Source organism: Runella sp. R0.1_18 (assembly GCF_057652155.1).
The window spans coordinates 54,289-79,320 of sequence record NZ_JBYFCK010000004.1 but is presented as its reverse complement, the minus strand read 5'-3'; the positions used below and the strand labels follow the sequence as shown (position 1 = coordinate 79,320).

25 protein-coding genes are annotated in these 25,032 nt (G+C 46.7%); 17 read left to right on the top strand and 8 right to left on the bottom strand.

All coding sequences use genetic code 11. The features are described from left to right. Positions 1 to 126: 126 nt before the first annotated feature. Together AC23P2_RS08320 and AC23P2_RS08315 are read left to right on the top strand one after the other, a co-directional pair. Positions 127 to 1,119 (top strand): c-type cytochrome, encoded by a 993-nt coding sequence (locus AC23P2_RS08320; RefSeq protein WP_487772758.1) that lies wholly within the window; start codon positions 127 to 129, stop codon positions 1,117 to 1,119. 95 nt (positions 1,120 to 1,214) lie between these two features. After that, on the top strand, positions 1,215 to 2,120 hold the full coding sequence (locus AC23P2_RS08315; protein WP_487772757.1) for an SdiA-regulated domain-containing protein: 906 nt from the start codon (positions 1,215 to 1,217) through the stop codon (positions 2,118 to 2,120). Positions 2,121 to 2,186: 66 nt separating this feature from the next. Here the strand turns inward: AC23P2_RS08315 and purQ are convergent, their stop codons facing one another. Next, positions 2,187 to 2,873: a phosphoribosylformylglycinamidine synthase subunit PurQ gene (gene purQ, locus AC23P2_RS08310; protein WP_028524950.1), complete on the bottom strand. Its 687-nt coding sequence runs from the start codon at positions 2,871 to 2,873 to the stop codon at positions 2,187 to 2,189. A gap of 99 nt (positions 2,874 to 2,972) precedes the next feature. Here purQ and AC23P2_RS08305 point away from each other — a divergent pair, with 99 nt between their 5' ends. From AC23P2_RS08305 to AC23P2_RS08295, 3 genes are all read left to right on the top strand, one after another. After that, complete coding sequence (locus AC23P2_RS08305; RefSeq protein WP_487772756.1) at positions 2,973 to 4,349, top strand: DEAD/DEAH box helicase; 1,377 nt, start codon at positions 2,973 to 2,975, stop codon at positions 4,347 to 4,349. 63 nt (positions 4,350 to 4,412) lie between these two features. Next, positions 4,413 to 5,189, top strand: a complete 777-nt coding sequence (locus AC23P2_RS08300; protein WP_487772755.1) for a tetratricopeptide repeat protein — start codon at positions 4,413 to 4,415, stop codon at positions 5,187 to 5,189. 46 nt (positions 5,190 to 5,235) lie between these two features. Next, positions 5,236 to 5,640 (top strand): GNAT family N-acetyltransferase, encoded by a 405-nt coding sequence (locus tag AC23P2_RS08295; RefSeq protein WP_487772754.1) that lies wholly within the window; start codon positions 5,236 to 5,238, stop codon positions 5,638 to 5,640. On the opposite strand, the gene AC23P2_RS08290 is transcribed toward AC23P2_RS08295, so the two are convergent. After that, the gene (locus AC23P2_RS08290) at positions 5,637 to 6,767 is read right to left on the bottom strand and encodes an FAD-dependent oxidoreductase (protein ID WP_487772753.1); all 1,131 of its coding nucleotides are present in this window, start codon (positions 6,765 to 6,767) and stop codon (positions 5,637 to 5,639) included. The two genes, AC23P2_RS08295 and AC23P2_RS08290, sit on opposite strands and share 4 nt — an antisense overlap. Before the next feature lie 168 nt (positions 6,768 to 6,935). On the opposite strand from AC23P2_RS08290, the gene AC23P2_RS08285 reads away from it, so the two are divergent. Next, complete coding sequence (locus tag AC23P2_RS08285) at positions 6,936 to 7,418, top strand: RidA family protein (RefSeq protein ID WP_487772752.1); 483 nt, start codon at positions 6,936 to 6,938, stop codon at positions 7,416 to 7,418. A gap of 99 nt (positions 7,419 to 7,517) precedes the next feature. After that, on the top strand, positions 7,518 to 9,440 hold the full coding sequence (locus AC23P2_RS08280; RefSeq protein ID WP_487772751.1) for a histidinol-phosphatase: 1,923 nt from the start codon (positions 7,518 to 7,520) through the stop codon (positions 9,438 to 9,440). 4 nt (positions 9,441 to 9,444) lie between these two features. Here AC23P2_RS08280 and AC23P2_RS08275 read toward each other — a convergent pair whose 3' ends face one another. After that, positions 9,445 to 10,314 (bottom strand): helix-turn-helix domain-containing protein, encoded by an 870-nt coding sequence (locus AC23P2_RS08275; RefSeq protein ID WP_487772750.1) that lies wholly within the window; start codon positions 10,312 to 10,314, stop codon positions 9,445 to 9,447. A 112-nt stretch (positions 10,315 to 10,426) separates the two neighbouring features. Here AC23P2_RS08275 and AC23P2_RS08270 point away from each other — a divergent pair, with 112 nt between their 5' ends. From AC23P2_RS08270 to AC23P2_RS08240, 7 genes are read left to right on the top strand one after another with little or no spacing between them, the layout of a single operon-like run. Next, positions 10,427 to 11,911, top strand: coding sequence for a subtype B tannase (locus tag AC23P2_RS08270; RefSeq protein ID WP_487772749.1), 1,485 nt, complete (start codon positions 10,427 to 10,429; stop codon positions 11,909 to 11,911). A gap of 53 nt (positions 11,912 to 11,964) precedes the next feature. Further along, positions 11,965 to 12,921 carry a VOC family protein gene (locus tag AC23P2_RS08265; RefSeq protein WP_487772748.1) on the top strand — a complete coding sequence of 319 codons (957 nt, stop codon included), beginning with the start codon at positions 11,965 to 11,967 and terminating at the stop codon, positions 12,919 to 12,921. A 57-nt stretch (positions 12,922 to 12,978) separates the two neighbouring features. Further along, positions 12,979 to 14,109, top strand: coding sequence for a dipeptidase (locus AC23P2_RS08260; RefSeq protein ID WP_487772747.1), 1,131 nt, complete (start codon positions 12,979 to 12,981; stop codon positions 14,107 to 14,109). A gap of 50 nt (positions 14,110 to 14,159) precedes the next feature. Then, the gene (locus tag AC23P2_RS08255) at positions 14,160 to 14,876 is read left to right on the top strand and encodes a PIG-L deacetylase family protein (protein ID WP_487772746.1); all 717 of its coding nucleotides are present in this window, start codon (positions 14,160 to 14,162) and stop codon (positions 14,874 to 14,876) included. A 12-nt stretch (positions 14,877 to 14,888) separates the two neighbouring features. Next, positions 14,889 to 15,506 (top strand): 4-carboxy-4-hydroxy-2-oxoadipate aldolase/oxaloacetate decarboxylase, encoded by a 618-nt coding sequence (locus AC23P2_RS08250; RefSeq protein ID WP_487772745.1) that lies wholly within the window; start codon positions 14,889 to 14,891, stop codon positions 15,504 to 15,506. A gap of 39 nt (positions 15,507 to 15,545) precedes the next feature. Beyond that, positions 15,546 to 16,316, top strand: coding sequence for an NAD(P)-dependent oxidoreductase (locus tag AC23P2_RS08245; RefSeq protein WP_487772744.1), 771 nt, complete (start codon positions 15,546 to 15,548; stop codon positions 16,314 to 16,316). A gap of 16 nt (positions 16,317 to 16,332) precedes the next feature. Further along, positions 16,333 to 17,457: a 4-oxalomesaconate tautomerase gene (locus AC23P2_RS08240; protein ID WP_487772743.1), complete on the top strand. Its 1,125-nt coding sequence runs from the start codon at positions 16,333 to 16,335 to the stop codon at positions 17,455 to 17,457. A 6-nt stretch (positions 17,458 to 17,463) separates the two neighbouring features. On the opposite strand, the gene AC23P2_RS08235 is transcribed toward AC23P2_RS08240, so the two are convergent. From AC23P2_RS08235 to gltX, 3 genes are all read right to left on the bottom strand, one after another. After that, a complete protein-coding gene (locus tag AC23P2_RS08235; RefSeq protein ID WP_487772742.1) occupies positions 17,464 to 18,447 on the bottom strand; it encodes an NAD(P)H-dependent flavin oxidoreductase in 984 nt (327 codons plus the stop codon). Positions 18,448 to 18,676: 229 nt separating this feature from the next. Then, positions 18,677 to 19,504: a histidinol-phosphatase gene (locus AC23P2_RS08230; RefSeq protein ID WP_487772741.1), complete on the bottom strand. Its 828-nt coding sequence runs from the start codon at positions 19,502 to 19,504 to the stop codon at positions 18,677 to 18,679. A 1-nt stretch (position 19,505) separates the two neighbouring features. Then, positions 19,506 to 21,014 (bottom strand): glutamate--tRNA ligase, encoded by a 1,509-nt coding sequence (gene gltX, locus AC23P2_RS08225; RefSeq protein WP_487772740.1) that lies wholly within the window; start codon positions 21,012 to 21,014, stop codon positions 19,506 to 19,508. Between the two features lie 185 nt (positions 21,015 to 21,199). On the opposite strand from gltX, the gene AC23P2_RS08220 reads away from it, so the two are divergent. The 3 genes from AC23P2_RS08220 to hisF all read left to right on the top strand — a co-directional run bounded on the left by AC23P2_RS08220 (position 21,200) and on the right by hisF (position 23,224). Then, entirely contained in the window at positions 21,200 to 21,877 is a 678-nt protein-coding gene (locus AC23P2_RS08220; RefSeq protein ID WP_487772739.1) for a CAP domain-containing protein, read from the top strand. A gap of 78 nt (positions 21,878 to 21,955) precedes the next feature. Then, complete coding sequence (locus AC23P2_RS08215; RefSeq protein ID WP_051398102.1) at positions 21,956 to 22,414, top strand: GNAT family N-acetyltransferase; 459 nt, start codon at positions 21,956 to 21,958, stop codon at positions 22,412 to 22,414. A 15-nt stretch (positions 22,415 to 22,429) separates the two neighbouring features. Then, positions 22,430 to 23,224, top strand: a complete 795-nt coding sequence (gene hisF / locus AC23P2_RS08210; RefSeq protein WP_487772738.1) for an imidazole glycerol phosphate synthase subunit HisF — start codon at positions 22,430 to 22,432, stop codon at positions 23,222 to 23,224. Here the strand turns inward: hisF and AC23P2_RS08205 are convergent. Beyond that, positions 23,221 to 23,961, bottom strand: a complete 741-nt coding sequence (locus tag AC23P2_RS08205) for a LytR/AlgR family response regulator transcription factor (protein ID WP_487772737.1) — start codon at positions 23,959 to 23,961, stop codon at positions 23,221 to 23,223. The two genes, hisF and AC23P2_RS08205, sit on opposite strands and share 4 nt — an antisense overlap. After that, positions 23,958 to 25,001 (bottom strand): sensor histidine kinase, encoded by a 1,044-nt coding sequence (locus AC23P2_RS08200; protein WP_472487210.1) that lies wholly within the window; start codon positions 24,999 to 25,001, stop codon positions 23,958 to 23,960. The genes AC23P2_RS08205 and AC23P2_RS08200 overlap by 4 nt, the downstream gene beginning before the upstream one ends. Positions 25,002 to 25,032: the final 31 nt, after the last annotated feature.

Sequence of the window (25,032 nt, the reverse complement as noted above, 5' to 3'; positions counted from 1 at the left end):
AGTTGCGGGTCTTATTTTTTATGACCGTTCGCTAAATTCTAGTAGCCTATTTAAAAGAGAAAAGTGTATTTTTGGTACATCATTTTTACCCAACTTTATTAAACCTCTAACTCCTTTTCTCGTAGTATGAAAAAACTCTTCAAAGTTCTCGGCATCGTCGTGGGCGTTGCTGTTGTTGGTTTACTTAGCGTAATGGCTTACGTAAAATTTGCCCTTCCAAATGTGGACGCTGCCACTGACATGAAAATAGAACCCACGCCCGCACGCGTCAAACGTGGCGAATACCTAGCTAACCACGTAACTGTATGTATGGACTGCCACAGCACGCGTGACTTTAGCTTGTTCTCGGGGCCCGTAGTAGCTGGTACGCTTGGCAAAGGGGGCGAATTATTCGACCAACGCATGGGTTTTCCAGGTTCTTTTACCTCTAAAAACATTACCCCTGCTGGCATTGGCAGTTGGACCGACGGCGAAATTTACCGCGCCATCACCACGGGAGTAAGCCGCGACGGCCACGCGTTTTTCCCTGTCATGCCCTACCCTTATTATAGCAGCATGGACGACGAAGATGCTAAAAGTATTGTCGCTTACTTACGCACCATTCCTTCCATCGACAACAAACCTGCTGACTCTAAAGCCGATTTTCCGTTTAATTTTATTCTAAATACCATTCCTAAAAATGCCCAACCTACCAAGCGCCCCGCCGAAACAGACTTGGTAGCGACTGGAAAATACTTGGTACATATCGCAGGCTGTGCCGAATGCCATACCCCCGCAGAAAATGGTCAAATTATCGCCGAAAAAATGTTTTCGGGTGGACGTGAGTTCCCGATGCCTACGGGTACAGTTATTACGCCCAACATCACTCCTGATAAAGAAACAGGTATTGGCAGTTGGACCAAAGAGTCGTTTGTGGCACGTTTTAGGGCCTATGCTGACAGTTCATACAAACCTCACAAAGTAGCTGCGGGAGAATTTCAAACCATGATGCCTTGGACCATGTACGGTGGTATGGAACCGAAAGATTTGGAGGCCATGTACGCCTACTTCATGTCGCTGAAGCCCATCAAAAACGCCATTCCTGCCAAATTTAAAGCCAATACAATCTCAATGCGCTAATAGGTGGTTGGGGGTGCTCATACCCCCAACCCTAACAGTGTTGTGAGCGGGGTTTCTCAAAACCCCACTCCTATATTTCTTAAAACCTAGTTTGAATGTCGAAGTTTTTTGTATATTGGCTCAAAAACACCGCCATGACCAAAAAATCCCACTATTTTCTTGTCCTAGCAGTCCTCATCAGCACTTTCGTTGGCTGTACACCCCAAAAAGAAAAAAATGAAGATAGCGCCACTACGGAAGTCGAAACTTTTACCTACGACTTTGCCACACCTACTCAGCGCTACGACCTTCCGAAAGTTTTACGCGAGATTTCTGGATTATCATTTTACAAAGACAACCAATTGCTGTGCGTCCAAGATGAGAAAGGCGAAGTATTTGTCTATGACTTGGCGAAACAAGACATTGTTGAAAAGCACCTTTTTGACAAACCTGGCGACTACGAAGGCGTAGAAGTAGCCGAAGGAGAAATCTACGTCTTACGCAGCGATGGAAAACTGCTCAATTTTACGATGGGTAGCAAAGAAACCCGCGACATTGAAACCAATCTGCCTAAAAAACTGGACCTTGAGGGTCTGACCTACGACCCTGTTACCAAAAGGTTATGGTTGGCCGTGAAAGAAAACCTCAAAAAGGACAAAAAAGAAGAAGGAAAAGTCATTTATTCATTTGACTTAAAACGCCGCGCCGTTTATCAGCAGCAAGAAATAACAGAAAAAAATCTCGAAGGTTTTGGGCTGAAAGGCAAAGAAGTACGTGACTTTAAACCCTCAGGAATTGCGTTTCACCCTAAAACGGGCGAAGTATATTTGCTGAGTTCGGCGGGGCATCGGCTCATTGTCATGACACGTGAAGGAGGCTTACTTCAAAACATCCCACTCGACCCTGCACTGTATCGCCAACCCGAAGGCATTTGTTTTTCACCCGATGGTACGCTTTACATTTCGAGCGAAGGCGATGGAAAGGATGGCTATCTACTCAAATTTGCACCAAAGAAGTCATAAAAAATCTCCCGAAAGCCACGAGACCTATGAGGTTTTGAAAACCTCATAGGTCTTAGGTAATCTATATTAAGCAGTTACTGCTACGAGTTGTTCCAAAATAAAACGCCCGTCGATATTGCCAAGCGCTTCGTCTGAAGCGCGCTCAGGGTGAGGCATCATTCCGAATACATTTTTACCCGCGTTAGTGACGCCCGCAATATTCTCCAAACTACCATTCGGATTAGCGAGATCGGTGATAAGGCCATTTTCGTCGCAGTAACGGAACAACACTTGGTCGTTGTCATTGAGGCTTTTAAGCGTATCGGCATCTGCAAAGTAACGTCCTTCACCGTGCGCAATCGGAATTTTATAGGCTTTAGGCTCCAAGCCAGCTGTCAGCAATGCCGATTGGCTTTGAGGTTGCAAATACACATTACGGCAAATATATTTTTGAGAGCTGTTTCGGAGCAATACGCCCGGTACAAGCCCTGCTTCAGCCAAAATCTGAAAACCATTGCAGATACCCATCACGTAGCCTCCGCGATTGGCATGGGCAATAACCTCATTCATAATGGGCGAAAAACGCGCAATAGCGCCCGTACGAAGGTAATCGCCGTACGAAAATCCACCTGGCAAGATGATAAAATCGCAACCTTGAAGGTCGTGGTCTTTGTGCCAGAGTTTGATAACTTCTTGTCCTAAATTGACCCGCAGCGTGTACACGGTATCATCGTCGCAATTGGAACCAGGGAAAACTACTACGCCGAATTTCATAGAATAATCGAATAGATTGAGCAGATGAGTGATTAACTTGCTGCTGCAAAGTTACGGTTTTCAGTGGGTGATTGATAACAAAACTTCACGTAACTTTGAATGTATTTCAAAAGGAGTACGTTAAAAGACAATACAAACAATCGTTTTATAGTGACTTTCGAAGAATTTAACCTCAACCGCCAACTTCTCAACGCCATCGCCGATGCAGGTTACGAGACGCCTTCGCCCATCCAAGAGAAGGCGATTCCGCTGGTATTGCAAGGCCACGACGTGTTAGGAATCGCCCAAACGGGTACGGGAAAAACAGCGGCTTATTTGTTGCCTATCCTAATGAAAATCAAATACGCACAAGGAGAAACGCCTCGTGCGCTCATTCTGGCTCCCACGCGCGAGCTAGTGATGCAGATTAACGCTGCCGTTGCGGAGTTAGGCAAATATACCGACTTGCGCCATTTGGCGTTGTACGGCGGCCTCGGCCCCAAAACCCAAATTGAAACGCTTCAAAAAGGGATAGACATCATCGTCGCGACCCCAGGGCGCTTCTTGGATTTGTACCTGAGAGGTGAAATTGGGGTTAAGCAACTTTCAGTACTCGTGCTCGACGAAGCCGATAAGATGATGGACATGGGTTTTATGCCCCAAATCAACCGTATTTTGGAGGTGATTCCGCGCAAACGCCAGAATTTATTGTTCTCGGCGACCTTTCCTCCCAAAGTAGAACGACTTTCCGAAAACTTCCTCGAAGCCCCCGTCCGTGTAGAAGTAACTCCGCAAGCTACTACGGCCTCACGGGTGGAGCAGGTCATGTACGAGGTGCCTAATTTTAGGACTAAAATCAACCTCGTAGAGCATTTTGCCCAACATGCCGAAGAGTTTCAGCGCGTCATCATTTTTGCCCGTTCCCGCGAAACTGCGGAAAACATTTATAAGTTTTTGAAGCGTAAAGTCGTTAATGAAGAAGAAGTACGCGTTATTCACGCCAACAAAGGCCAAAATACGCGCATCAACTCGATGGAAGCTTTTAAAGATGGAAACGTTCGCCTCCTAATTGCCACCGACGTGGCCGCCCGCGGTATCGACGTTTCTCAGGTAAGCCACGTCATCAATTTTGACGTGCCACTGATTTACGAAGATTACGTCCACCGCATTGGACGCACAGGCCGAGCCAATCAGGAAGGAAACGCGATTACGTTTATGACGATTGCGGACGAATACCACATTGCCAAAATCGAAACAATTATTCGGATGAAGATTCCGCGCGTGCCACTTCCTACCGAAATTGATGTTCCCGAAACGCCTTTTGAAGAACAACAGGAATATTTACGCGAAATCGACGCGCAACGTAAAAAAGAAGACCCCACATTTAAGGGTGCTTTTCATGAAAAGAAAAACAAAAAAGTTGTAAATTCGAAGCCCACAAAGAAGACATCCACACCCACAAAGAAGCATAAAAAGTACGACCGACGAAAAAAGTAACAGTCTATACAATAACAAATTAACAATGAGCGTTTTCAATGACGTTCCGACGAGAAGGTAGCGATGAAAGAGATACTGTCATTTAGTCAATTAGTTATTGGGTCATTAGTGGTGATGTTGGTTCCATTTTGGACCGAGGCGCAGACGATGCAATTTGTAAGTAGCAGCCGACCTGCCGACACAAGCACAAAAAGCTCAACCGAGGCCACTACCGTGGTGAAGAATCTTCACTTAATGCCCCTTTTTGGGGAAACCAGCAAGAGCATTGAACACATCGAGTTTGAGATTAATTTTCTAAGCGAGTGTGATCAAAACTTTACCAACCGCGCCGAAGCAAGCCAATTTTTCTCGGCAAGAGGGTGGGAATACCTGCAAGAAGGCGATTTGGACACGGCTTGTTATCGTTTTAATTTGGCTTATTTGCTCGACAACAAAAACAGCGATTGTTTTTGGGGATTAGGCGTCGTTTGTTTCCAAAAAGGACACCTCACCGATGCCGAAAGAATGCTTCGCAAAGGAGCTGATATTGATTCAAACAACGTAGGATTGTTGGTGGATTTGGCCACCGTTGATTTGATTCACTTCAAAGAAACCAAAGATAACTGGGAACTTATTGAGGCTGAGCAAATCTTAAAAAGGGCTTCAAAATTAGATTCCGCTTCGGCCAATGTTTATCTTAAACTATCGGTCTTGGAATTTCATAAAGGCAACTATGACGCTGCATGGGCCAATCTTCATAAGACAAGGCTACTCGATATTGAATTGCTCGACTACGAGTTTATGAGAGAGTTGCTGGCCAAAAAATGCGACCCGCAGGGAATATTTAGCACCCAAAATTAGCACTGAGGCACCACTAACAATGGTGCCTCAATTGTCTTTATTACCTATGATTCAGGAAATTTCGCCCACTCAAACCTACCCACTTCGCCACCAAGTATTATGGCCAGACGAGCCCATTGAGTTTGTAAAAGTACCCGACGATGAAGAAGGGATTCATTTGGGTTATTTTTTGGATGAGAAGCTGGTTTCGGTCATTTCGTTGTTTGTGGATGATTACAAAATCGCACGATTCCGAAAATTTGCCACCCATCCCGACCTTCAGCGCAAGGGCATTGGCAGCCAATTACTGAAAGCCACTTTTGAAAGAGCACAATCCGCAGGAGCTTCTATGCTTTGGTGCGACGCCCGCCTCGATGCCCAACCTTTCTACGAACGCTTTGGCATGAAACCCGAAGGTGGAATTTTTCACAAAGGAGCCATTCCGTACGTCAAAATGAGCACTACGCTCTAGCTCTTCATTTCTTTCATTAACTGTTGAAGTACGTCCACAAACTTCTCCGTGTATTCGCGCTTGGGTGTGGTATCCCAGTTGCCCACGAGGCCGTTGCCTCCCAAATAAATACCGTCCTTACGCGCGATGATACTCGCCCCTTTGGTCGTAAGCTTATAATTAATTTCGGGTTGCGGAATCAGGCACGCCAACTGCCCCGAAATCGGCGTCAACTCTTCGTCATTGAAAATGGGCTTAGCCCCTAATCCCATGCAGTTTACGATACATTTTTCAGGAAGTGCATCCAAATCTTCCAACTTCTTGATTTCATGCACCTTAATTTTCCCTCCCAACATCACAAAAGTGCTCATTTGGTGGTGTAAATAGCTCGGTATATTGAACATCATGTTGGAACGCCAACTGACATATTTGTCCTTAAACGGGTGTTGTTTAGAGGAAAGCGCTTGACGTTCGGGAATCAGGCCTGATAAATGAAACGCCTCTCCGCCCTGCGCCAAATCCGTAGGCCCTAGTTGGCGCTCGGGAAATACGTTGTACTCATCGACCCACATAGCGATGTCGTTGATTCCCAACAAAAACTGAAACGTACGAAACGAAAAACGGGTAGCCTCTTCCCATACCTGTTTAAATTCTGGCTTGGCCACTTTGGGGTCACACACACGCGAGGCGGGCGACCACGTTCCTGTTGCTACGCTGCTTGTGACATTTGGAGGTAAATCTTTGGTATAAATCGTTACTTCACACCCTTTTTCTTGGAGCAATCGGGCCGTTGCAAGTCCTACTGTCCCACAACCAATGACTGCTATTTTCCGCTCGCCTGTCGATAATACTAGCTCCCGAGCCATGTTACCCGTTCCCCACGACAACGACCAACCACTCCCGCCGTGCCCGTAGTTGTGTACAATGGTTTTTGAGCCCAGCGCTTCTTTGGCTATTCGAGGCCCTGACGCCCGAAAAGGACGCAACCCCACCGTCTCTTTGACAATGCGGTCAAGTGACAGTTTCAATTTTGGAATTGAGTGATAGGTAGTATTTGTACTGGGTTTTGTTGCACAGCTGGCCATCGCTGACGCAGCTCCCATCCCCGTTAGGGCAGCCGCACTGATAAAATGACGACGATTCATCATAGTCGAAGTGTGTGAAAGGTTAGACAGTGGTTGCGGCCAAACAAAAATAACATCTTACCCAAGTATCTCAAATGATTTTATTGTTATTTTCGACAAACAAAAAATTTTATTTTGTTTATAAATAGAAAACGTACAATTTTTTATCCATTCACTCCAATTTTAGCCCTTATGAAACCTGCTCTACTGTTGTTTTTTCTTGGTTTGTTTACGTCTCCAATCATTGCCCAAACCGTTGCGTTTTATGGCAGCCCTACCTCCCCTATTTCGTCGGGGGCAGTAGTGCCTGCGGGGAAACAGCTCCTCTGGACTAGCGGAGTGACAGCAGGAGTAGCCGACAGCACTGCGGCCGAAGGCTCTTATGCCCGTTTTGGAGACACTAAAACGCAGGCCATCAACATCTTGAAAAACCTTGAAAAAGCTGTAAAAGCAAAAGGGCTTACGTTTAAAGACGTTTTGATGCTTCGTATTTACATCACCCCCGACCATTTTAAAGGCAACAAGCACGATTATCAAGGTTGGTTCGACGCTTATGCTCAGTATTTTGGCACCAAAGAAAATCCGACCAAACCAACCCGCTCTACCCTGGGCATTATGGCATTGACTCATCCTGATAAATTCATCGAAATCGAGCTCGTGGCCGTATTCCCATAAATTTAACGTGGCCAATGAGTCCGAAGGCCACAATCATAAGTAGTGTTAGAAAATCGAGGTTCGTCTCTTATGGTAATAAACCTCTTATCTTCTCTGCTCATGCGTCTGTTTCTTTTTTCTTTCGCTATCTTTTGTTGCCATTTTGGCTACGCACAAAACTGGTACAAAGGCAATTTGCATACGCACTCGCTCTGGAGCGACGGCGACGACTACCCCGAAATGATTATGGATTGGTACAAAAACAATGGGTATCATTTCGTGGGCTTATCTGACCACAATACGTTTCAGGAAGGGGAAAAATGGGTCAATGTTCCCCGCGTGCCTGAGCGCCGACGCACTTTTGAGCGTTACCTTCGCACCTTCGGACCCGACTGGGTACAGTATAAAAAAGGGCCAAACGACTCGCTGAAAGTTCGGCTCAAAAACCTGAGCGAATACCGTTCTTATTTCGACGAAGCAGGGAAGTTTTTAATTTTGAAAAGCGAAGAAGTCTCGACGAGTTACAACAGCAAGCCGATTCATATCAATATGACAAACGTGCAAAGCCTCATTCGTCCCCAACGAGGTAACAGTGTAGCGGAGGTCATGCAAAACAATATTGATTTGGTGGTGGCCCAACGTCGCCAAACGGGGCAACCGATGTTTCCGCACATCAATCACCCCAACTTCTACTACGCCATCACAGCCGAAGACTTGATGCAACTACGGCATGAACGTTTTTTTGAGGTACACAACGGCCACCCGCTGGTCAACAACTACGGCGATGCCAAACGCGAAGGCACCGAGTCGATGTGGGACAAAATCAATACCCATTTTGTGCATCAAGGGCGCCCACTCATGTACGGCCTAGCCACCGACGACAGCCACAATTACCAGTTTTTTGGATTAGAATACAGCAATACAGGACGCGGCTGGGTGATGGTGAATGCGCCTTCGCTTGCCCCACGCAGCATTATCGAAGCCATGGAAGCAGGGCGATTTTATGCCACTACGGGCGTCGAACTTGCGTACCTGCACCAAACCCCTACTTCGTTTTCTTTTGGGGTAAAATCAGAACCTGAGATTTCGTACACGATTCAACTGATTGGGCTCAAAAAAGGAAAAGAAAAAGCGGAAATCCTGCGTGAATTTAAGGGTACAGAAGGTCAATATACCCTCACTGACGATGATTTGTGGGTACGCGCCAAGGTTATTTCAACCAAACCCAAGTACAATCCTTTCAGCGCGGGCGATGTCGAAACAGCTTGGATTCAACCGATTGCTCATTTGCAAGTTCCTGCCACCAAGCCCAACGTGGTACCGTTGCCCAATGCTCATGCGCACAACGATTACGAACAATCGCGACCTCTATGGGATGCACTAGATCAAGGTTTTACGAGTATCGAAGCGGATGTTTACCTTATCAATGACTCCTTGTTTGTGTCGCACGAGCGGCCTTCCTTCAACAACCCTGCCAATACACTCGAAAACCTCTATTTAAAGCCCCTTGCCGAGCGTATTCGCCAAAATAATGGCCTTGTCTATCCCAACTACAAAGGCCCTGTGTATCTGATGATTGATTTCAAAACCGAAGCAGAAAGTACCTATAAAGCACTCGATAAATTACTGCAGTCGTACCGTGGCATCCTTACTTCGTACAAAGGGAATACCCCGACAAAAGGAGCCTTAACCGTTTTTATTTCAGGAAATCGACCCATCGAAACACTTCAAAAAGCTAAAACGCGGCTAGCGGCCGTGGATGGCCGACCTGCCGATTTGGGCAAAAAATTAAGCCCCGAACTAATGCCCGTCGTGAGTGACAATTACAACAATCATTTGACCTGGCGCGGCAAAGATCAGATACCACCCGAGCAGTTTCAAAAGCTACAAGCCTTGGTGCAGCGCATTCATAAAGAAGGCAAAAAACTCCGCTTGTGGGCGTGCCCCGAAGACCCTGCCGTGTGGGCCAAACTCCGCGAAGCAGGCGCCGATTTTTTGAGTACGGATCAGTTGGAGTTGGTGAAGGAGTTCTTAACAAAATAGACACCTAGCGGTGTTGCTGACGGTATTCCACAGGCGACATTCCTACGTATTTTTTGAAAAGCTTGGCGAAGTAATTAGGATACTCAAACTTCAATATGTACGCTATTTCGGACACCGAATAGGCCGTGTGTAGTAAGTATTTCTGTGCTTCGCCAATCAGATTTTGGTGCACCAGTTCAATCGCCGATTTTCCCGCCACGGCTCGACAAATACGGTTGAGGTGAACGGGGGTGATGTTCAATTCACTCGCAAATTCAGGTATGCTTTTGGGATAGTCCGAGTGTTTGATACTTTGCTGAAACTTGCGAAAGTGCATCATCGTCAGCGAGTCGCTTGTGTGCGCTTCTTGGCTTGCCAAACGGTGTAAATGAATAAAGAACTGCGTCAAATAAGCCCTCAGCATCGACAAACGTTCGGGGTGTTCACCAAAAAGCTCCGCTTCTAATTGGGCAAGCAATTCCAGTATTTTTTCAAAAGGGAGCCCTTCGTCAAAACGCGTTAGGAGTCGAATTTCAGAAAATGTTTGCCAAACAGGGCTTGATGTTGTAAAAATAGCCTCAACAATACTATCCGAAACCGTCAATATTTGTCCTCGAACATCAGGAGAGTACACCAATCCATGCAACAGCGTAGGGGGAATCAGTATAATGCAAGGAGCCGTTAGCGAATGAGTTTGGGTCGTTTCTTGGAAAGTCAACGTACCATTTTCGACAATAAACACCTGAAATAGGCTCGAATGAAGGTGTGGCTTGATACGCCAGTCAAACGTTTGGCTACGGGTAACAATCAATTCTAAAAAAAGATACTCGGCTGAATATCGCCCCGACACGTCACCATACAGGCCGTCAAAGTGGAGAATACTTTTGTCGTTCATACGCCAATCATGTTCGATTTTTATCCATCAAAGTAAAAATAGTCTCGTCATAAATCCAAGAGAAGGGAAGACCTTTGTCATATCAAAACAACCTTTCATTCTCTTGCATTTTATGAGATTATTTGCCGCCACGAAGCAGTTGAGTACTGCTTTTCAGTTATCCCTTATTTCACCTCTTTTTTTTATTGGTGCTGAGCTATTAGCTCAAACTCCCCGAACGCTCGTTTTTGACGCCACTAAGTTTACCACCCAATCGCAAGAAATCGACGGAAAGGCTGTTGCAGTACGGGTCTACGAAAAAATAATCTACGTAGCTAACCCCGTCGATACGGTGTATGAAATCATGAACATTTATATCCCTGAAGCGTACTTCAATGAGGGGACTATCAACGGCTATACGGCTAAAACTGCACCGATATTTTTTCCTAATAAAGTAGGCGGCTATATGCCCGCCCAACCTGCCACCTTCCTTTCCCAACCCCAACGGGGGGGCATGCCTGGGGGGAGTCAGAATATCTCCGTTGCCACCGCGCTCTCAAAAGGGTATATCGTCGCTTCGGCAGGGGCACGGGGCCGAACCACGGTCAACGCTCAAAAAGAGTTTACGGGCAAAGCCCCCGCAGGACTTGTTGACTTAAAAGCCGCAGTTCGGTACCTCAAATTCAACGATGCGCTCATGCCTGGCGATGCCAACAAAATTATCTCCAACGGCACAAGCGCAGGAGGCGCTATGTCCACCTTACTTGGAGCAACGGGCAACCACCCCGACTATGAGCCGTACCTCCAAGCATTGGGAGCCGCCAAGGCCACTGACAACATTTTTGCGGTGTCGGCCTATTGTCCCATTACCAACCTCGACCATGCCGATATGGCCTACGAATGGCAGTTGAACAAAATTCACGGTTATAAATTTCGGGGCAAAGAGGGAGAATTAGATGCCGAAGCTATCAAGGTCTCTGATGAGTTGAAAGCCGCCTTCCCTTCCTACTTGAATAGCCTAAATTTAAGAGATGAAGCAGGCAAAAAGTTGAGTTTAGATACCGAAGGAAATGGCAATTTTAAGGAATATCTAAAAAAACAGCTCATCGCTTCGGCGCAAAAGGCGTTAGCAACTGGCATTGATGTATCGAAACATACTTTCTTTAAAATTGAAAATGGCAAGGTCTTGTCGGTAGATTTTGATGGGTACATGACCTACCTCGAACGGATGAAAACCCCGCCCGCCTTTGATGCCTTAGATAGCCAATCGTTTGAGAACAATCTTTTCGGCACAGCAACCACTGCCAACCAACACTTTACGGCCTATTCTTTTAAAAACTCAAAAGATACAAGTCCTAAAATGGCGGACGCCAAGCAGGTAAAAATGATGAATCCAATGAACTACCTTGGTGTCAAAAACGCTAAAACGGCTACCTACTGGCGCATTCGGCACGGTGCAAAAGACAAAGACACGGGGTTTGCAATTCCTTTGATTTTGGCCACTGCGCTCCAAAACAAAGGCTTTTCAGTTGACTTTGCATTGCCTTGGGGCAAACCTCACAGCGGCGATTATGACCTCGACGAGTTGTTTGATTGGGCGGATAAAATTTGCAAATAAAATTTTAATGTACAGGCAAGGCATGCCTTGTCTCTCCTACAAACAAATTAAAAATGAATAACATTACTTGGGAATTGGCCCACTTAGCCCACGTCGAACTTTTCACGCCCAAACTCGACGAAAGTATTCGCTTCTTTCACGAAGTACTAGGGATGTACATCACTGATATCAGGGGAGATTCGGCGTATCTGCGTGCGTACGACGACTACGAGCATCATACCCTGAAACTTACCGCCCACAAACACTCAGGCATGGGGCACTTTGCGTGGCGTACGCGTAGCCGCGAGTCGCTCGAGGCCCGTGTTAAGGCCATTGAAGCGACGGGGTTGGGATTGGGTTGGATAGACCATGAGTGCGACTACGGGAAGGCATATCAATTTCGCTATCCCGATGGCCACGTATGTGAATTGTATTTTGATACGCATAAATACCGCGCCGAAGGCGAAGCCCAATCAGCTCTTAAAAATACCTACAGTCGTTTTCCAGGGCGGGGCATGAATGTCCGACGCCTCGACCACCTCAACTTATTGGCCAAAGACATTCACGCGCTTCGAGATTTTCAGTTTGGAGTTTTGGGGGGACGAATGACCGAATCGATTGTTTTTGAAGACGACCCCAAAGGGATTTGGGTGTCGGTCAATTCCAAGTCTTACGACCTTGCCATCACCGAAGACCATTCGGGCTTAAACGCTCGTTTTCACCACCTTACGTATGCAGTTAATAGTCGCGAAGAGGTACTGCTTGCGGCCGATATTGCCTTAGAAAACGGAGTATTTATCGAAACAGGGCCGCACAAGCACGCCATTCAGCAGACCTTCTTTTTGTACGTCTATGAGCCTGGGGGCAATCGTATCGAAGTCGCAAACCCGACGGCACGCCTCATCTTAGACCCTGATTATGAGACCATTGTATGGAGCCGCGAAGAGCGCATGAAAGGCCAAGCGTGGGGACTTAAAACCGTCGAAAGTTTCCATACTCGGGGAACACCTATGCCCGAGGAACTTCTGTAAAGAGGAGTGGTAAATAAAGAAACGTGAGGCTGTTTTACAACCCCAAAAACAAGTACTATGAAATCAATACAAGAAAAAGAGAGTCGGAGAAAATTTCTCCTTTCATTAGCAGGTGTGAGTTCGTCCATGCTATTGAGACCTAGCTCATTGTGGGCAATGGATGAAATAGACCCGCGCGTCGCCAAAATTGTGGCCAATACGATGGCAATTGATACGCACAGCCATATTGATGTCCGTATTTACACCGACCAGCCCCTACCCACCTACGATTTTGTTGCGGATTTTAAAAAATCGGGCTTATCCGCGCTTTGCATGACGTTTGCGGTAGATTATCAAAAACTTCAAAATCCTGGCGATGCCTACGACCGTTTTATCAATGGTTTAGATGCCACTGACCGATTGCTTCAAGAAGTTAATTTGAAGCGTTCACTCAACTTGGCCGACCTTACTTCTGCCTTCAAAAACAAAAAACCTGCCGTCATTCAATCCGTGGAAGGAGGGCATTTTCTTGAGGGACAGATAGATAGGCTCAAAACTGCCTACGATCGAGGACTACGAGTATTGGGCTTACTGCACGACAACCATGCTTCTATCCCCTTGGGAGATATTTATACCAAAACAGCTGAATACGGCGGACTTACACCGTTTGGAGCTCAAGTTATCAAAGAATGCAATCAACTAGGTATCCTAATTGACCTGACCCACTGCGACAACAAAACCATTGACGACGCCCTCAAAATTTCTACCAAACCCATCATGGTTAGCCATACGGGACTAGATACGCAGCTAGGGCTCAATGCCAAGTTGGCTCAAATGATGAAACCTCGACTCATCAATAAACAACAAGCCAAAATTGTAGCCAATGCAGGCGGGTTAATTGGCGTTTGGAAGCACCTCACCAACAGCCCGTTGGAATACGCAGAAGACATTCGAGCCATGGTTGATGTCGTAGGAGTAGATCATGTCTGCCTTGGTACCGATTCAAAAATAACGCGCGCCATCAAACCAAACGAACCCCCTACGCCCCCAAGAGTCGGAGAATATTCCAACGGTATTTGGGAGCATCAAGAAACAGGCTTTTTCTACGCCGTTGTAGATGCCATGTTAAAGACAGGTTTTAGCGAAGGCGACATTGTAAAAATAAGCAGTAGCAATTTCTGCCACGTCTTCGACGCTGCCGTAAAGTGATAAACGAGCTATTGCCAAACCCATTTCTCATTATTTATAACTCACTGACTATGAAAAGATTATTGATATTAGGCGCTCATTCGGCCGATTTTGTGTGGAGAAGCGCAGGTACCATTGCCAAAAGCATTGAAGAAGGTGCCGAAACCCTCGTCGTTTGTATGTCGTACGGAGAACGGGGGGAATCGGGGGAATTATGGAAAGAAGACCCAAAACGAACCGTCGAAAGTGTAAAAATCATTCGGCATGAGCAAGCCCAAAAAGCGGCGGCTATTCTTGGCACTCCCATTCAGTTTTTAGATTGGGGCGATTATCCGATGTTGATTTCTGAGGAACGTATAGAGCAATTGACCCAAATCATCGGAGATTTTGAACCTACCGTTATTTTGACCCACACGGCCAAAGACCCTTTCAACCCCGATCATCCTTTGGCCTATCAAGCTACCGAGCGGGCGCGGTTGTTATCGTGCGGGGCGGGAGTACCCAGTGCGTTTAAAAACATCGACCCGCCGATGTGGTACTCGTTTGAACCGCACCAACCCGAAATTTGCGAATTTTTGCCCGATACCTTTGTCGATATTTCGAGCGTTTTTGACAAAAAACTCGCCGCAATGGACTGCATGGGCGCTCAAAAATACCTGCGTGACTATTACGCCGAATTAGCCTCTCGACGCGCCAATCACGCGCGCCGCATTTCAGGGAAGAAAGACGTCAAATACGCCGAAGCCTTCCAAAGTCACGTACCAAGAATTACCAATAGTATCTTTTAAGCCAGAATACCCATGAATATTGTCAGCGAATTATCAAAATTTTCGGCCGCTACCCTCCACGAAGCCTTGGGAAAAACGGGAAATTTACCCTCTGCCATCAAGCCCATTGCCAAAAACATGAAAGTGTGTGGCCCCGCCTACACTGTACAAACCATGCCCCGCGACAACGTGCTCCTTCATCGGGCATACGCTTACGCCAACGCGGGGGATGTGCTGATTGTCAATTGCTCTGGCTTTTATGAAGCGGGGTATTGGGGCGACTTGATGAGCCTTGGTGCCAAAACAAAAGGTATCAATGGATTAGTCATCGACGGCTGTGTCCGTGATGCCGACGACATCGAAGCCATGGGTTTTTCAGTCTTCAGTCGGGGATTGTGTATTCGCGGTACGTCCAACTACGGCGATGGTTGGCTCAATGAGCCCATCGTCATTGGCGATGTCCGCATCCACCCAGGTGATTTTATTGTAGGCGACCGCGATGGGGTTGTTGTCGTTCCGCAAAATCGCGCCGAAGAAGCCATTGAGAAAGCCATTGCCCGCGAAAAAAAAGAAGAATGGGTACGAGAAGAGCTCCGCAAAGGGCGGGTGTCGATTGATATTTATGGTTGGACGTTTAACGATAAAAAATGAGAGATTAAGTAAAAAATAGTCATCTCACCTATCATCATTATGAAAATAGCCATTCTCGGTCTTGGCGAAGCAGGCTCGCATTTTGCCAATGATTTAGTCAATAGGGGGGTAAAGGTTGTCGGCTACGACCCTCGCCCTATGCGTCCCCTTTCACCATTGGTTACGGTCAAAACCAGTAACGTTGAGGCTGTACAGGGTGCAGATATTGTGTTTAGTGTCAATCTTTCATCCGTTTCCGAGCAAATAGCGTTAGAACTCGCGGAAGTGCTCACCCCCGATCAGTTTTTTTGCGAGATGAACACTTCAGGCCCCGAAAAGAAGAAAAAAATTGCCGCTATCCTCGCTCCCTCAGGGGTAAAAATGATAGACCTAGCCATCATGGCTCCCGTTCCTCCCAAAGGAATTTTAACGCCTTTTTTAGCATCTGGCCCGTATGCCAGTGAGTTTATCAAACAACTTGCCCCACTACAACTCAACCTCCAACAAGTCCCCGACAGCCAAATTGGCGATGCCGCTACCCGCAAACTCCTGCGTTCGATTGTCTATAAAGGCATTGCCGCCGTAGTGTGTGAAGCCATGGAAGCAGGGCAAGCTTTTGGTATGGAAAACTACATCCGTGGGCAAATAAGCTCGCTGATTGGGGGAGATAACGACCTCATTAACCGCTTTGTTGAAGGAAGCCGCACGCACGCCGTCCGTCGAATGCACGAAATGGAGGCGGTGATAGAAATGCTTGAAGCACAGAAAATAGAACCTATTGTAACCAAAGGAACCCGAAGTAATCTCGAAAAATTGAGTTACAAAAAGTAACAAAGGCATATAACTTATGATTAAAATTCCCTACATGCACTTTCGAGGTGGGTCATCGAAAGGACTGTTTTTTAAAGCCGAAGATCTTCCTGCCGATGAAGCCGAACGTAACCGCTATTTGTTGTTGGCCATGGAAGGCACCACTGAGGGTGATTCTCGCCAAATCGACGGTTTGGGAGGCGCCACGTCCCTGACGAGCAAAGTAGCGATTGTGCGTAAATCAGCCCCCCCTGAGGTGGGGTGCCCTCCAGCCGATTTGGATTATCTTTTTGTACAGGTAGTTGTGGGAAAAGGCAAAGTATCAACCACCCAAACCTGCGGCAATATCTTGGCAGGCGTTCTCCCTTTTGCCATTGAATCAGGCTTATTCCCAGCGACGTCTCCCACTACTTCTGCCAAAATCAACATTGTCAATACAGGAGGAATTTGCGAAGTAGTCGTCCCTACTCCCAATGGCCATGTTGAATACCACGGCGACACCAAAGTGGATGGCGTTCCTGGAACGGCTTCACGCATTGTTTGCAATTACTTGGATACAGTAGGCTCCACCTGCGGAGCGTTGCTTCCCACAGGTAATTCCAAAGATGTCATTGAGGGCGTTGAGGTTACCTGTATTGACAACGGGATGCCGATTGTCGTGATGCGGGCGCAGGATTTTGGACTGATTGGAAACGAAAGTAAAGAGGTGTTAGAAGCCAACGAATCACTCAAAAAACGAATCGAAGCAATTCGGCTCAAGGCAGGCTATTTGATGAATTTGGGAGATGTAAGCCAGCAAACCATTCCAAAAATGTGCTTAGTTTCCCCTCCCGAAAACGGAGGAGCCATCAACACGCGGATGTTTATTCCGCACGTTGTTCACGAAGCTATTGGAGTGTTAGCAGCGGTTTCGGTCGCTACCGCCTGCGTAGTACCTAATACAGTGATAGGTAAGGAGATAAAAGTGATGAGTAATGAGCGAAGAGAGACAAACAACTCATCACTCACCACTTATCTCTCATCACTCAGTATCGAGCATCCTTCGGGCGAGTTTACAGTCAATTTGGAATATGACTTTGAGGACGAACAGCCCCGCATCTATACCTCAGGGGTGGTTCGTACGGCACGCCTTCTCAGCCGAGGAGATGTGTTCATTCCTTGATCTACCTTAGCCCTGACTGTATTTTGCCAGCAGCTTGGCTTGCTGCTCCAGGGCGTCAATCATTTCAGTTTTAAGGCGGGCAATCAACGCGGCGGTGGGTAAGCTATCTTTAATGGTAGTTACTCCCTGCCCTGCCGACCAAATCGTTTTCCACGCTTTGGCTTCGGCCTTGGCAGCGTCGAGTTCTTCTCCAAAATCTATTTTTTTCGATTTCCCCCAAAGCTCTTCGGTAATGCCCATGGCTTCGAGGCTTGGTCGTAAAAAATTGGCATTGACGCCTGATACCGCCGCCGTATAAACAATGTCACTGGCACTGCTGTCGATAATCATCTGGCGATACGCTTCATCGGCCATGCTTTCGGTGGTGTTGATAAAACGAGTGCCCATGTAGGCCAAATCTGCCCCCATTTGTAAGGCCGACGCAATGTCGCGCCCCGTACTGATGCAACCTGAAAGCAAGATAGTTTTGTCAAAAAAGCTACGAATTTCTGCTACCAACGACATTGGATTGATAGTACCTGCGTGCCCTCCTGCTCCTGCGGCCACCAAAATCAGCCCATCCACCCCTGCTTCAGCAGCTTTTTCGGCGTGGCGTTTTTTTATAACATCGTGAAAAACCAATCCTCCGTAACTATGCACGGCGTCCACGAGCATCGACACTGCGCCCAATGACGTGATAATCAACGGCACTTTGTGTTTAATACACACCATCAAGTCGGCTTGTACGCGCGGATTTGAATGATGCACAATGAGGTTTACCCCAAAAGGGGCGGCTCTTTTCCCCGTTTCTTGCTCAAAACGAGCCAATTCTTCTTTAATCTGAACCACCCATTCTTCAAACCCTTCGGTGGTACGTTGATTGAGGGCAGGAAAAGTACCCACAATGCCATTTTTACAACATTCTATTACTAGCTGTGGGCCAGAAATAAGAAACATGGGTGCTACCACTGCTGGTAGCGAGAGCGAATCAATAAAAGGTGCTTTTGCCATCGGTTTTTGGAATGTGAGAAGTTTAGGAAAATAATACTGACTACATTGCTATGTAAACAATTTCAATGTCTCGCCCGCAGAAGTCCGCAGAATAATACAAACGCAGATTTTCGCTGAAAAAGACCTAAACGAAGCCATTATTCTGCATCCATCTGCGGATTTCAATCTGCGCCAATCGGCGGGTAAAACCTTTAACAAACTTAGCTAAACGCTAATCTCGTCAATTATTTTAATTCAACTCCACATCTTGCCATTTTCCTTCTAACAAAACCCGTTGGTGCGTATATCCTGCCGCCCGCGCCGCCTCAAAAGCCAGCGGAAACGAAGCGGTAATTTCTTCGGGACGATGGCTATCGGAATTGATACAAATAGGAATTTCTAACTCATTCATTCGGGCAATGATCCACGGAGAAGGGTACAGTTCAAGCCCCCGTTTGTAATTGCCTCGGGTGTTGATTTCGACAATACAGCCCGCTTTTTTTATAACTTCGAGCGTATCTTCTACCAGCGCTACGTACCATTCTTCCGACTCTTCAAAAAGTGGACGCGCGTCGTTGTGCATTTTAATTTTGTCCAAATGCCCCACGATAGGCGGTGTATCGGTTTCGACCATTTGCCGAATGATTCCGTAGTATTTTTCTAAAACAACCTGAATATTCCCATCATAAAGGGTATCCAAACACGCCAAAAACTCCACCGAACTACCGTCGATCTCCCACGGCTGCCCAAACTGATTGAGTTCTACATAATGCACCGAACCTACGCAGTAATCGAGCATCGGAAAGTCGGTCGGCCCCAGTTGATTGGGTAGAAAATCCACTTCTAAGCCCACATACAGCTCGATTTGGTCTTTGTATTTTTCCTTGAGTACCGCTGTTTGGCGCAAATAGTCAGCAAGGCGCTCGGCTTTCATACTCCATTGGTTTACAAACGGTACGGGGCAATGGGATGAAAATCCAAAGGCGCGAAGCCCTTGAGCTATCGCGCCTTGTACTTGTTCTTCTAACGAGCCTTTACCATCACAATAGTGGCTGTGGCTGTGGTAATTTGTGAGCATATTAAGGTTTTGGTAATATCGCCAATGCCTTCTCCAAACGAGCAATGACTTCTTCTTTGCCTAAAATTTCCATGGCAAGCATCAAGTCAGGGCCGTGACCTGCGCCAGTTGCGGCCAAGCGCAGTGCCTGCATCACTTTTCCCATTTTCACACCTACTCGTTCTGCCGCAGCCGCCCAGATTGCTTTGGCTGTATCTGCCAAAAACTCCCCTTCATATACTTTCAAATCTTCTACATAAGCAGTAATTGCCTTAATCGCATCGGCATTCCATTTGCTGGCTACTACGGCTTCTTCGTATTCCGTAGGCATTTCAAATAGGAAAGACGCTTCACTCAAAATTTCTTGGGGGAACGTCACACGGTCTTTCATCAAATGGACGATTTTCAACAGGTCGAGCGACTTTGTAGTGTTTCCTAACTGCAAGCTTTTTACCAACTCTTCGTCACTCAATTGCTTGATATATTGCTGATTAAACCATTTTGCTTTGGTAATATCGAAACGCGCGCCTGCTTTATGAATACGCTCCAACGAAAACGCTTGAATCAATTCGTCCATGGTAAACATTTCTTGCTCAGTGCCTGGGTTCCAGCCCAAAAACGCCAAAAAGTTCACCACCGCATCTTTCAAATACCCATCTTCACGAAAACCGCGTGCCACCGTACCCGTGCTAGGGTCAGTCCACTGCAATGGGAAAATCGGGAAGCCACCCAAATCGGCATCCCGTTTTGAAAGTTTGCCGTTTCCTTCGGGTTTGAGCAACAACGGCAAGTGCGCAAACTGCGGCGCTGTCCAGCCAAAATATTGGTACAACAATACGTGCAACGGCGCCGACGGCAACCATTCTTCTCCGCGAATCACGTGCGTAATGCCCATCAAATGGTCGTCCACAATGTTGGCCAAGTGGTAGGTTGGCATTCCGTCCGACTTCAACAGTACTTTATCATCAAGCGTCGATGCGTGAACAACCACCCACTCACGAATGATGTCTTTGAAACGAATGTCTTGCTTGGGATCGATTTTGATACGCACCACGTACGGGTCGCCATTGGCGATCCGACTAGCCACTTCTTCGGCCGACAACGTCAGCGAGTTGGTCATTTGCAAACGCGTGATGGCATTATACTGAGCGGCATCGGCCCCTGCTTCTTCCAAACGCTTGCGCATGGCCTCAATTTCTTCGGCCGTATCAAACGCATAGTACGCTTTTCCCGAATTAATCAACTGTTCGGCGTATTGGCGGTACATTTCTTTACGTTCCGATTGGCGATAAGGTGCGTGTGGGCCGCCTACTCCTTGCCCTTCGTCAATCTCAATTCCTACCCATTTCAACGCCTCCAAAATATAGTCTTCCGCCCCAGGTACGTACCGATTTTGGTCGGTATCTTCAATACGAAGGAGCATTTTTCCGCCATGTTTACGGGCAAACAAATAATTATACAATGCCGTACGAACCCCTCCGATATGAAGCGGCCCCGTAGGACTAGGTGCAAAGCGAACTCTTACTGACATGTTAGTCGTTAATGGTTATCCGTTAATCGTTGCTGTTCTGACAATGATATGTATCCATTACAAACAACAGCTAACTCTTTTGAGGCCGCAAAGTTACCACAAAAACCCCATTTCTTGCGGGCACCACTTGACAACTTCGTAAAGAAGTTGTTATTTTCAGTATCGAACTACTTCTGACAGCTACCATGAATCGAGCCATTTGCTTTTTATTTCTTTTTGGTTTGTTGGTTAGCTTCCAAACGGGGTCGTCGGTCAATTACTATTCGTTGTCGTCTGATGATTTTTTTAAACTTCCCGAAGCCAATCAGCCGATCAATGCCAAGCATCCCAACTACGCCTTACTCGATGCGGCTATTTTTCATACTACCAACATCGCCCGTCGTACGCACGGTCTCCCCCCGCTTTATCACGCCGCAGGATTGCAGCAAGCTGCTCAGCAATTTGCCTCCGACATGATTCAAATGGGATTTTACAACCATGTCCACCTCTACAGTCCTTCTTTTGCCAAACTCACGCAGCGGGTTGAAACCTTCACGCTAGACTATAGCCGAGTGGCCGAAAACATTGGTCAGTACCAATTGATTGATACCCCGCCCGAGTATTGTTGTCGCCGAAAGCGCGACGGAAGTTTTGAGTATTTCAACTGTGATACTAAGCATTTACTGAAAGTATTTAACTACCTTGATTTTGCCCAGTACGCCGTCGATGAATGGATGAATTCGCCTTCGCACCGTCATAATGTGCTCGATTCTACTTTTACCCACCTGGGATGTGCCGCCCGACTTTCTAAAAATCCCTACCAAGAATGTCGCGCTCCTTTTGGGCGGTTTGTTCAAAATTTTGGCCAAATAAAAGCGAATTAAGGTACCTTACTCCAGCAAAACCGCACAAAAACCGTCATTTTTTCGGTTATTTGCAGCCTCAATGACCCTCCATACGCCATGGCGCTGCTCGACACCCTCGTTTATGAATTTCAAAAAGAAGATTTTTTGATTTCAACCGACAAATCAAAGCTTGATACTTCGGTGATTCTTCCTTTTCTCTCCACCCAGTCGTACTGGGCTGAAAACATTCCACTCGACATCATCGAGCGCTCCATTCAAAACTCATTTACTTTTGGGGTTTATCACCACCAAACCCAAATTGGTTTTGCCCGCGTCATTACGGATTTTGCTACGTATGGGTATTTGGGCGATGTATTCATTTTGGCAGACTATCGCGGCCAAGGGCTTTCTAAGTGGCTGATGGATTGCATTTTTAATCAAATCCCTGAACTACAAGGCTTCCGACGCTGGACGTTGGCAACGGCCGATGCCCACGGTTTGTACGAGCAATACGGCTTTACGAGCCTCGCCCGCCCTGAGCGCATGATGGAAAAAGTTAACTTTACGAAATATTAATTCAAAAGAGCAAATATGCTTACCAAACGCATCATTCCCTGCCTCGACGTCAAAGATGGACGTACCGTAAAGGGAGTCAATTTTGTTAATCTTCGCGACGCAGGTGACGCCGTTGAATTGGCCGCCGTTTACGCCGAACAAGGCGCTGACGAATTGGTATTTCTTGACATTACGGCCACGGTTGAAGGCCGCGGCACCCTTCTTGAATTGGTGCGTCGCGTGGCTCATACCATCAATATTCCTTTTACAGTAGGTGGCGGGATTTCGTCCAAGGCCGACGTATCGGCCTTACTCAATGCAGGCGCCGACAAAGTATCTATCAACTCAGCAGCCGTCCGCAACCCTGACTTAATCAACGAACTTGCCTTAGAGTTTGGGAGTCAGTGTATTGTGGTGGCGATTGATACTAGAAGCCCTCTAACCCCCGATGGGGGGACAGTCCCCCCATCGGGGGTTAGAGGGCTTGTCCACACCCACGGCGGACGCAAACCTACTGAACTCCACACCCTCGACTGGGCCAAAGAAGTGGAAGAGCGCGGTGCGGGCGAAATCTTGCTTACGTCGATGGATGCCGATGGTACCAAAAATGGCTTTTCTTTAGAGCTGACGGCGGCTATTTCCAAAAACGCCAACATCCCCGTTATTGCGTCGGGGGGAGCGGGGTCGATGGCGCACTTTTACGATGTTTTTACGGAAGGCTATGCCGATGCAGGACTCGCAGCGAGCATTTTTCACTTTAAAGAAATCGAAATTCCTGCCCTAAAACAGTACCTCCACGAGCGTGGCGTACCGATGCGAATGTCGCGCTAAGATTGGTGTTTGTCCAGAAATTCTTTGAAGCTTTTGCGATACGTATCACTGATTGGAATCCAATTTTTACCAATCTGTATTTTCTCTTTGTCAATCGCCTCGATGGCGTCAAAAGAGACAATGTACGAGTGATGCACCCGAATAAACTGATGCGCACTGAGCTGTACTTCGAGCGACTTGAGGGTTTGGAGCGTCACGATTTTCTTTTCTTTGGTATAAATCGCGACGTAATCTTTGAGCCCCTCGATGTACAGCACATCGCACAGGCGAATCTTCACCAGCTTTGTCCCGTCTTTGACAAAAATTGAGGGTAAAATAGGGGTTTCAACAGCCATTGTCGCAGTTTCGGGCAGCGTCGCAGGCATTTGTGAAACCGAAGCACCTAGCCGCTGCGTTACTTTTTCGACCGCCTTCAAAAAACGCTCTAGCGTAATTGGTTTCAAAAGATAATCGACCACATCCAGCTCATAGCCTTCAAGCGCGTATTCCGAATAAGCCGTTGTCAGAATGACGAGTGGTTTTTTAGGCAAAATTTTCAGTAACGAAATCCCCGTAATTTCAGGCATTTGAATGTCTGAGAACAAGACATCAACCGTATTTGTCCGCAAAAAATCAAACGCCGCCAACGGATTTGAAAATGACTTTACAAGCTTCAAATGAGGCAATTTCAGGATGTATTGTTCTAGGAGGTTTCGCGCCAAAGGCTCATCTTCTACCACCACGCAGGTAAGGGTCATACTAAGTTCAGTTTTAGGCGTACACAGTACTCTTCGGTCGTGTCTTCGACCTCCAATTCAAAGTTATCGGGATAACTTAATTCCAAACGCCTCTTCACATTTTGTAACCCTATTCCCGACGATTCGTCGGAGTGAGTCGCATTGATAGGTAATTTGCTATTGGCCACCGTATAGACACACGCCATACCTTCTATCACCAAATCGGCTTTGATCCACGACCCCGAAAAATTATTACTCACACCGTGTTTGAAGGCATTTTCCAAAAAACTAATCAAAATCAACGGCGCAATCAACACGCCATCGATGTTGCCTTTGACCTCAAAAAGAATTGGAATCGGCTCGTTGAGGCGTAGTTTTTCGAGACTAATGTAGTTTTCCATGTACTCAATCTCCTTGACCAACGGCACTTTGGGGTGGTTAGAATCATAAATCATGTACCGCATCATTTGCGACAATTTCGCGATTACTTCCGTCGTATTGGGAGAATTGGTAAAGGCTAAATAATAGAGGTTGTTGAGGGTATTAAACAAAAAATGCGGATTTATCTGTGCCTTCAAAAACCGAAGCTCCGACGTAAGCTTCTCATTTTCAATCTCTTTCTTTTTAGCTTCGAGTTCAAGCCAACCTTCCGCAAATTTGAGCATTCCGACAAAAATCACGATAAAGAGCGTCGTCAATACCACGTTTACCGTAAACTTATCCTCGTAGAAATAGCAGATTTTGTGGGTGTTACCGTCGATTAAATGGCGTTTTAACAAAATAAAAGCCCGCACCAGCACCGCAAACGGCACTGAAAACTCCAAGATGTACCGAAGCAGGCTTTTGTGCTTGAGATAACGGGATAAGAAAAAGAAGTAATTGAGATACACCACCAACATCATAAACAACACCTCAAACGAGGTATTCTTGAAAGCATCCCAAAAGGTCACTTCTTGCCCCCGAATCGGGAAACGAATTTGGTAAAAGAAAAACGAAAAGTAAACGCACCAAAATGAAAGGTGTAGCAGTAAGATTCGGTAGCGTTTAATGAACGGTTGCATCAGAGCAGGGTAAAGTGCGTAACACTTATCA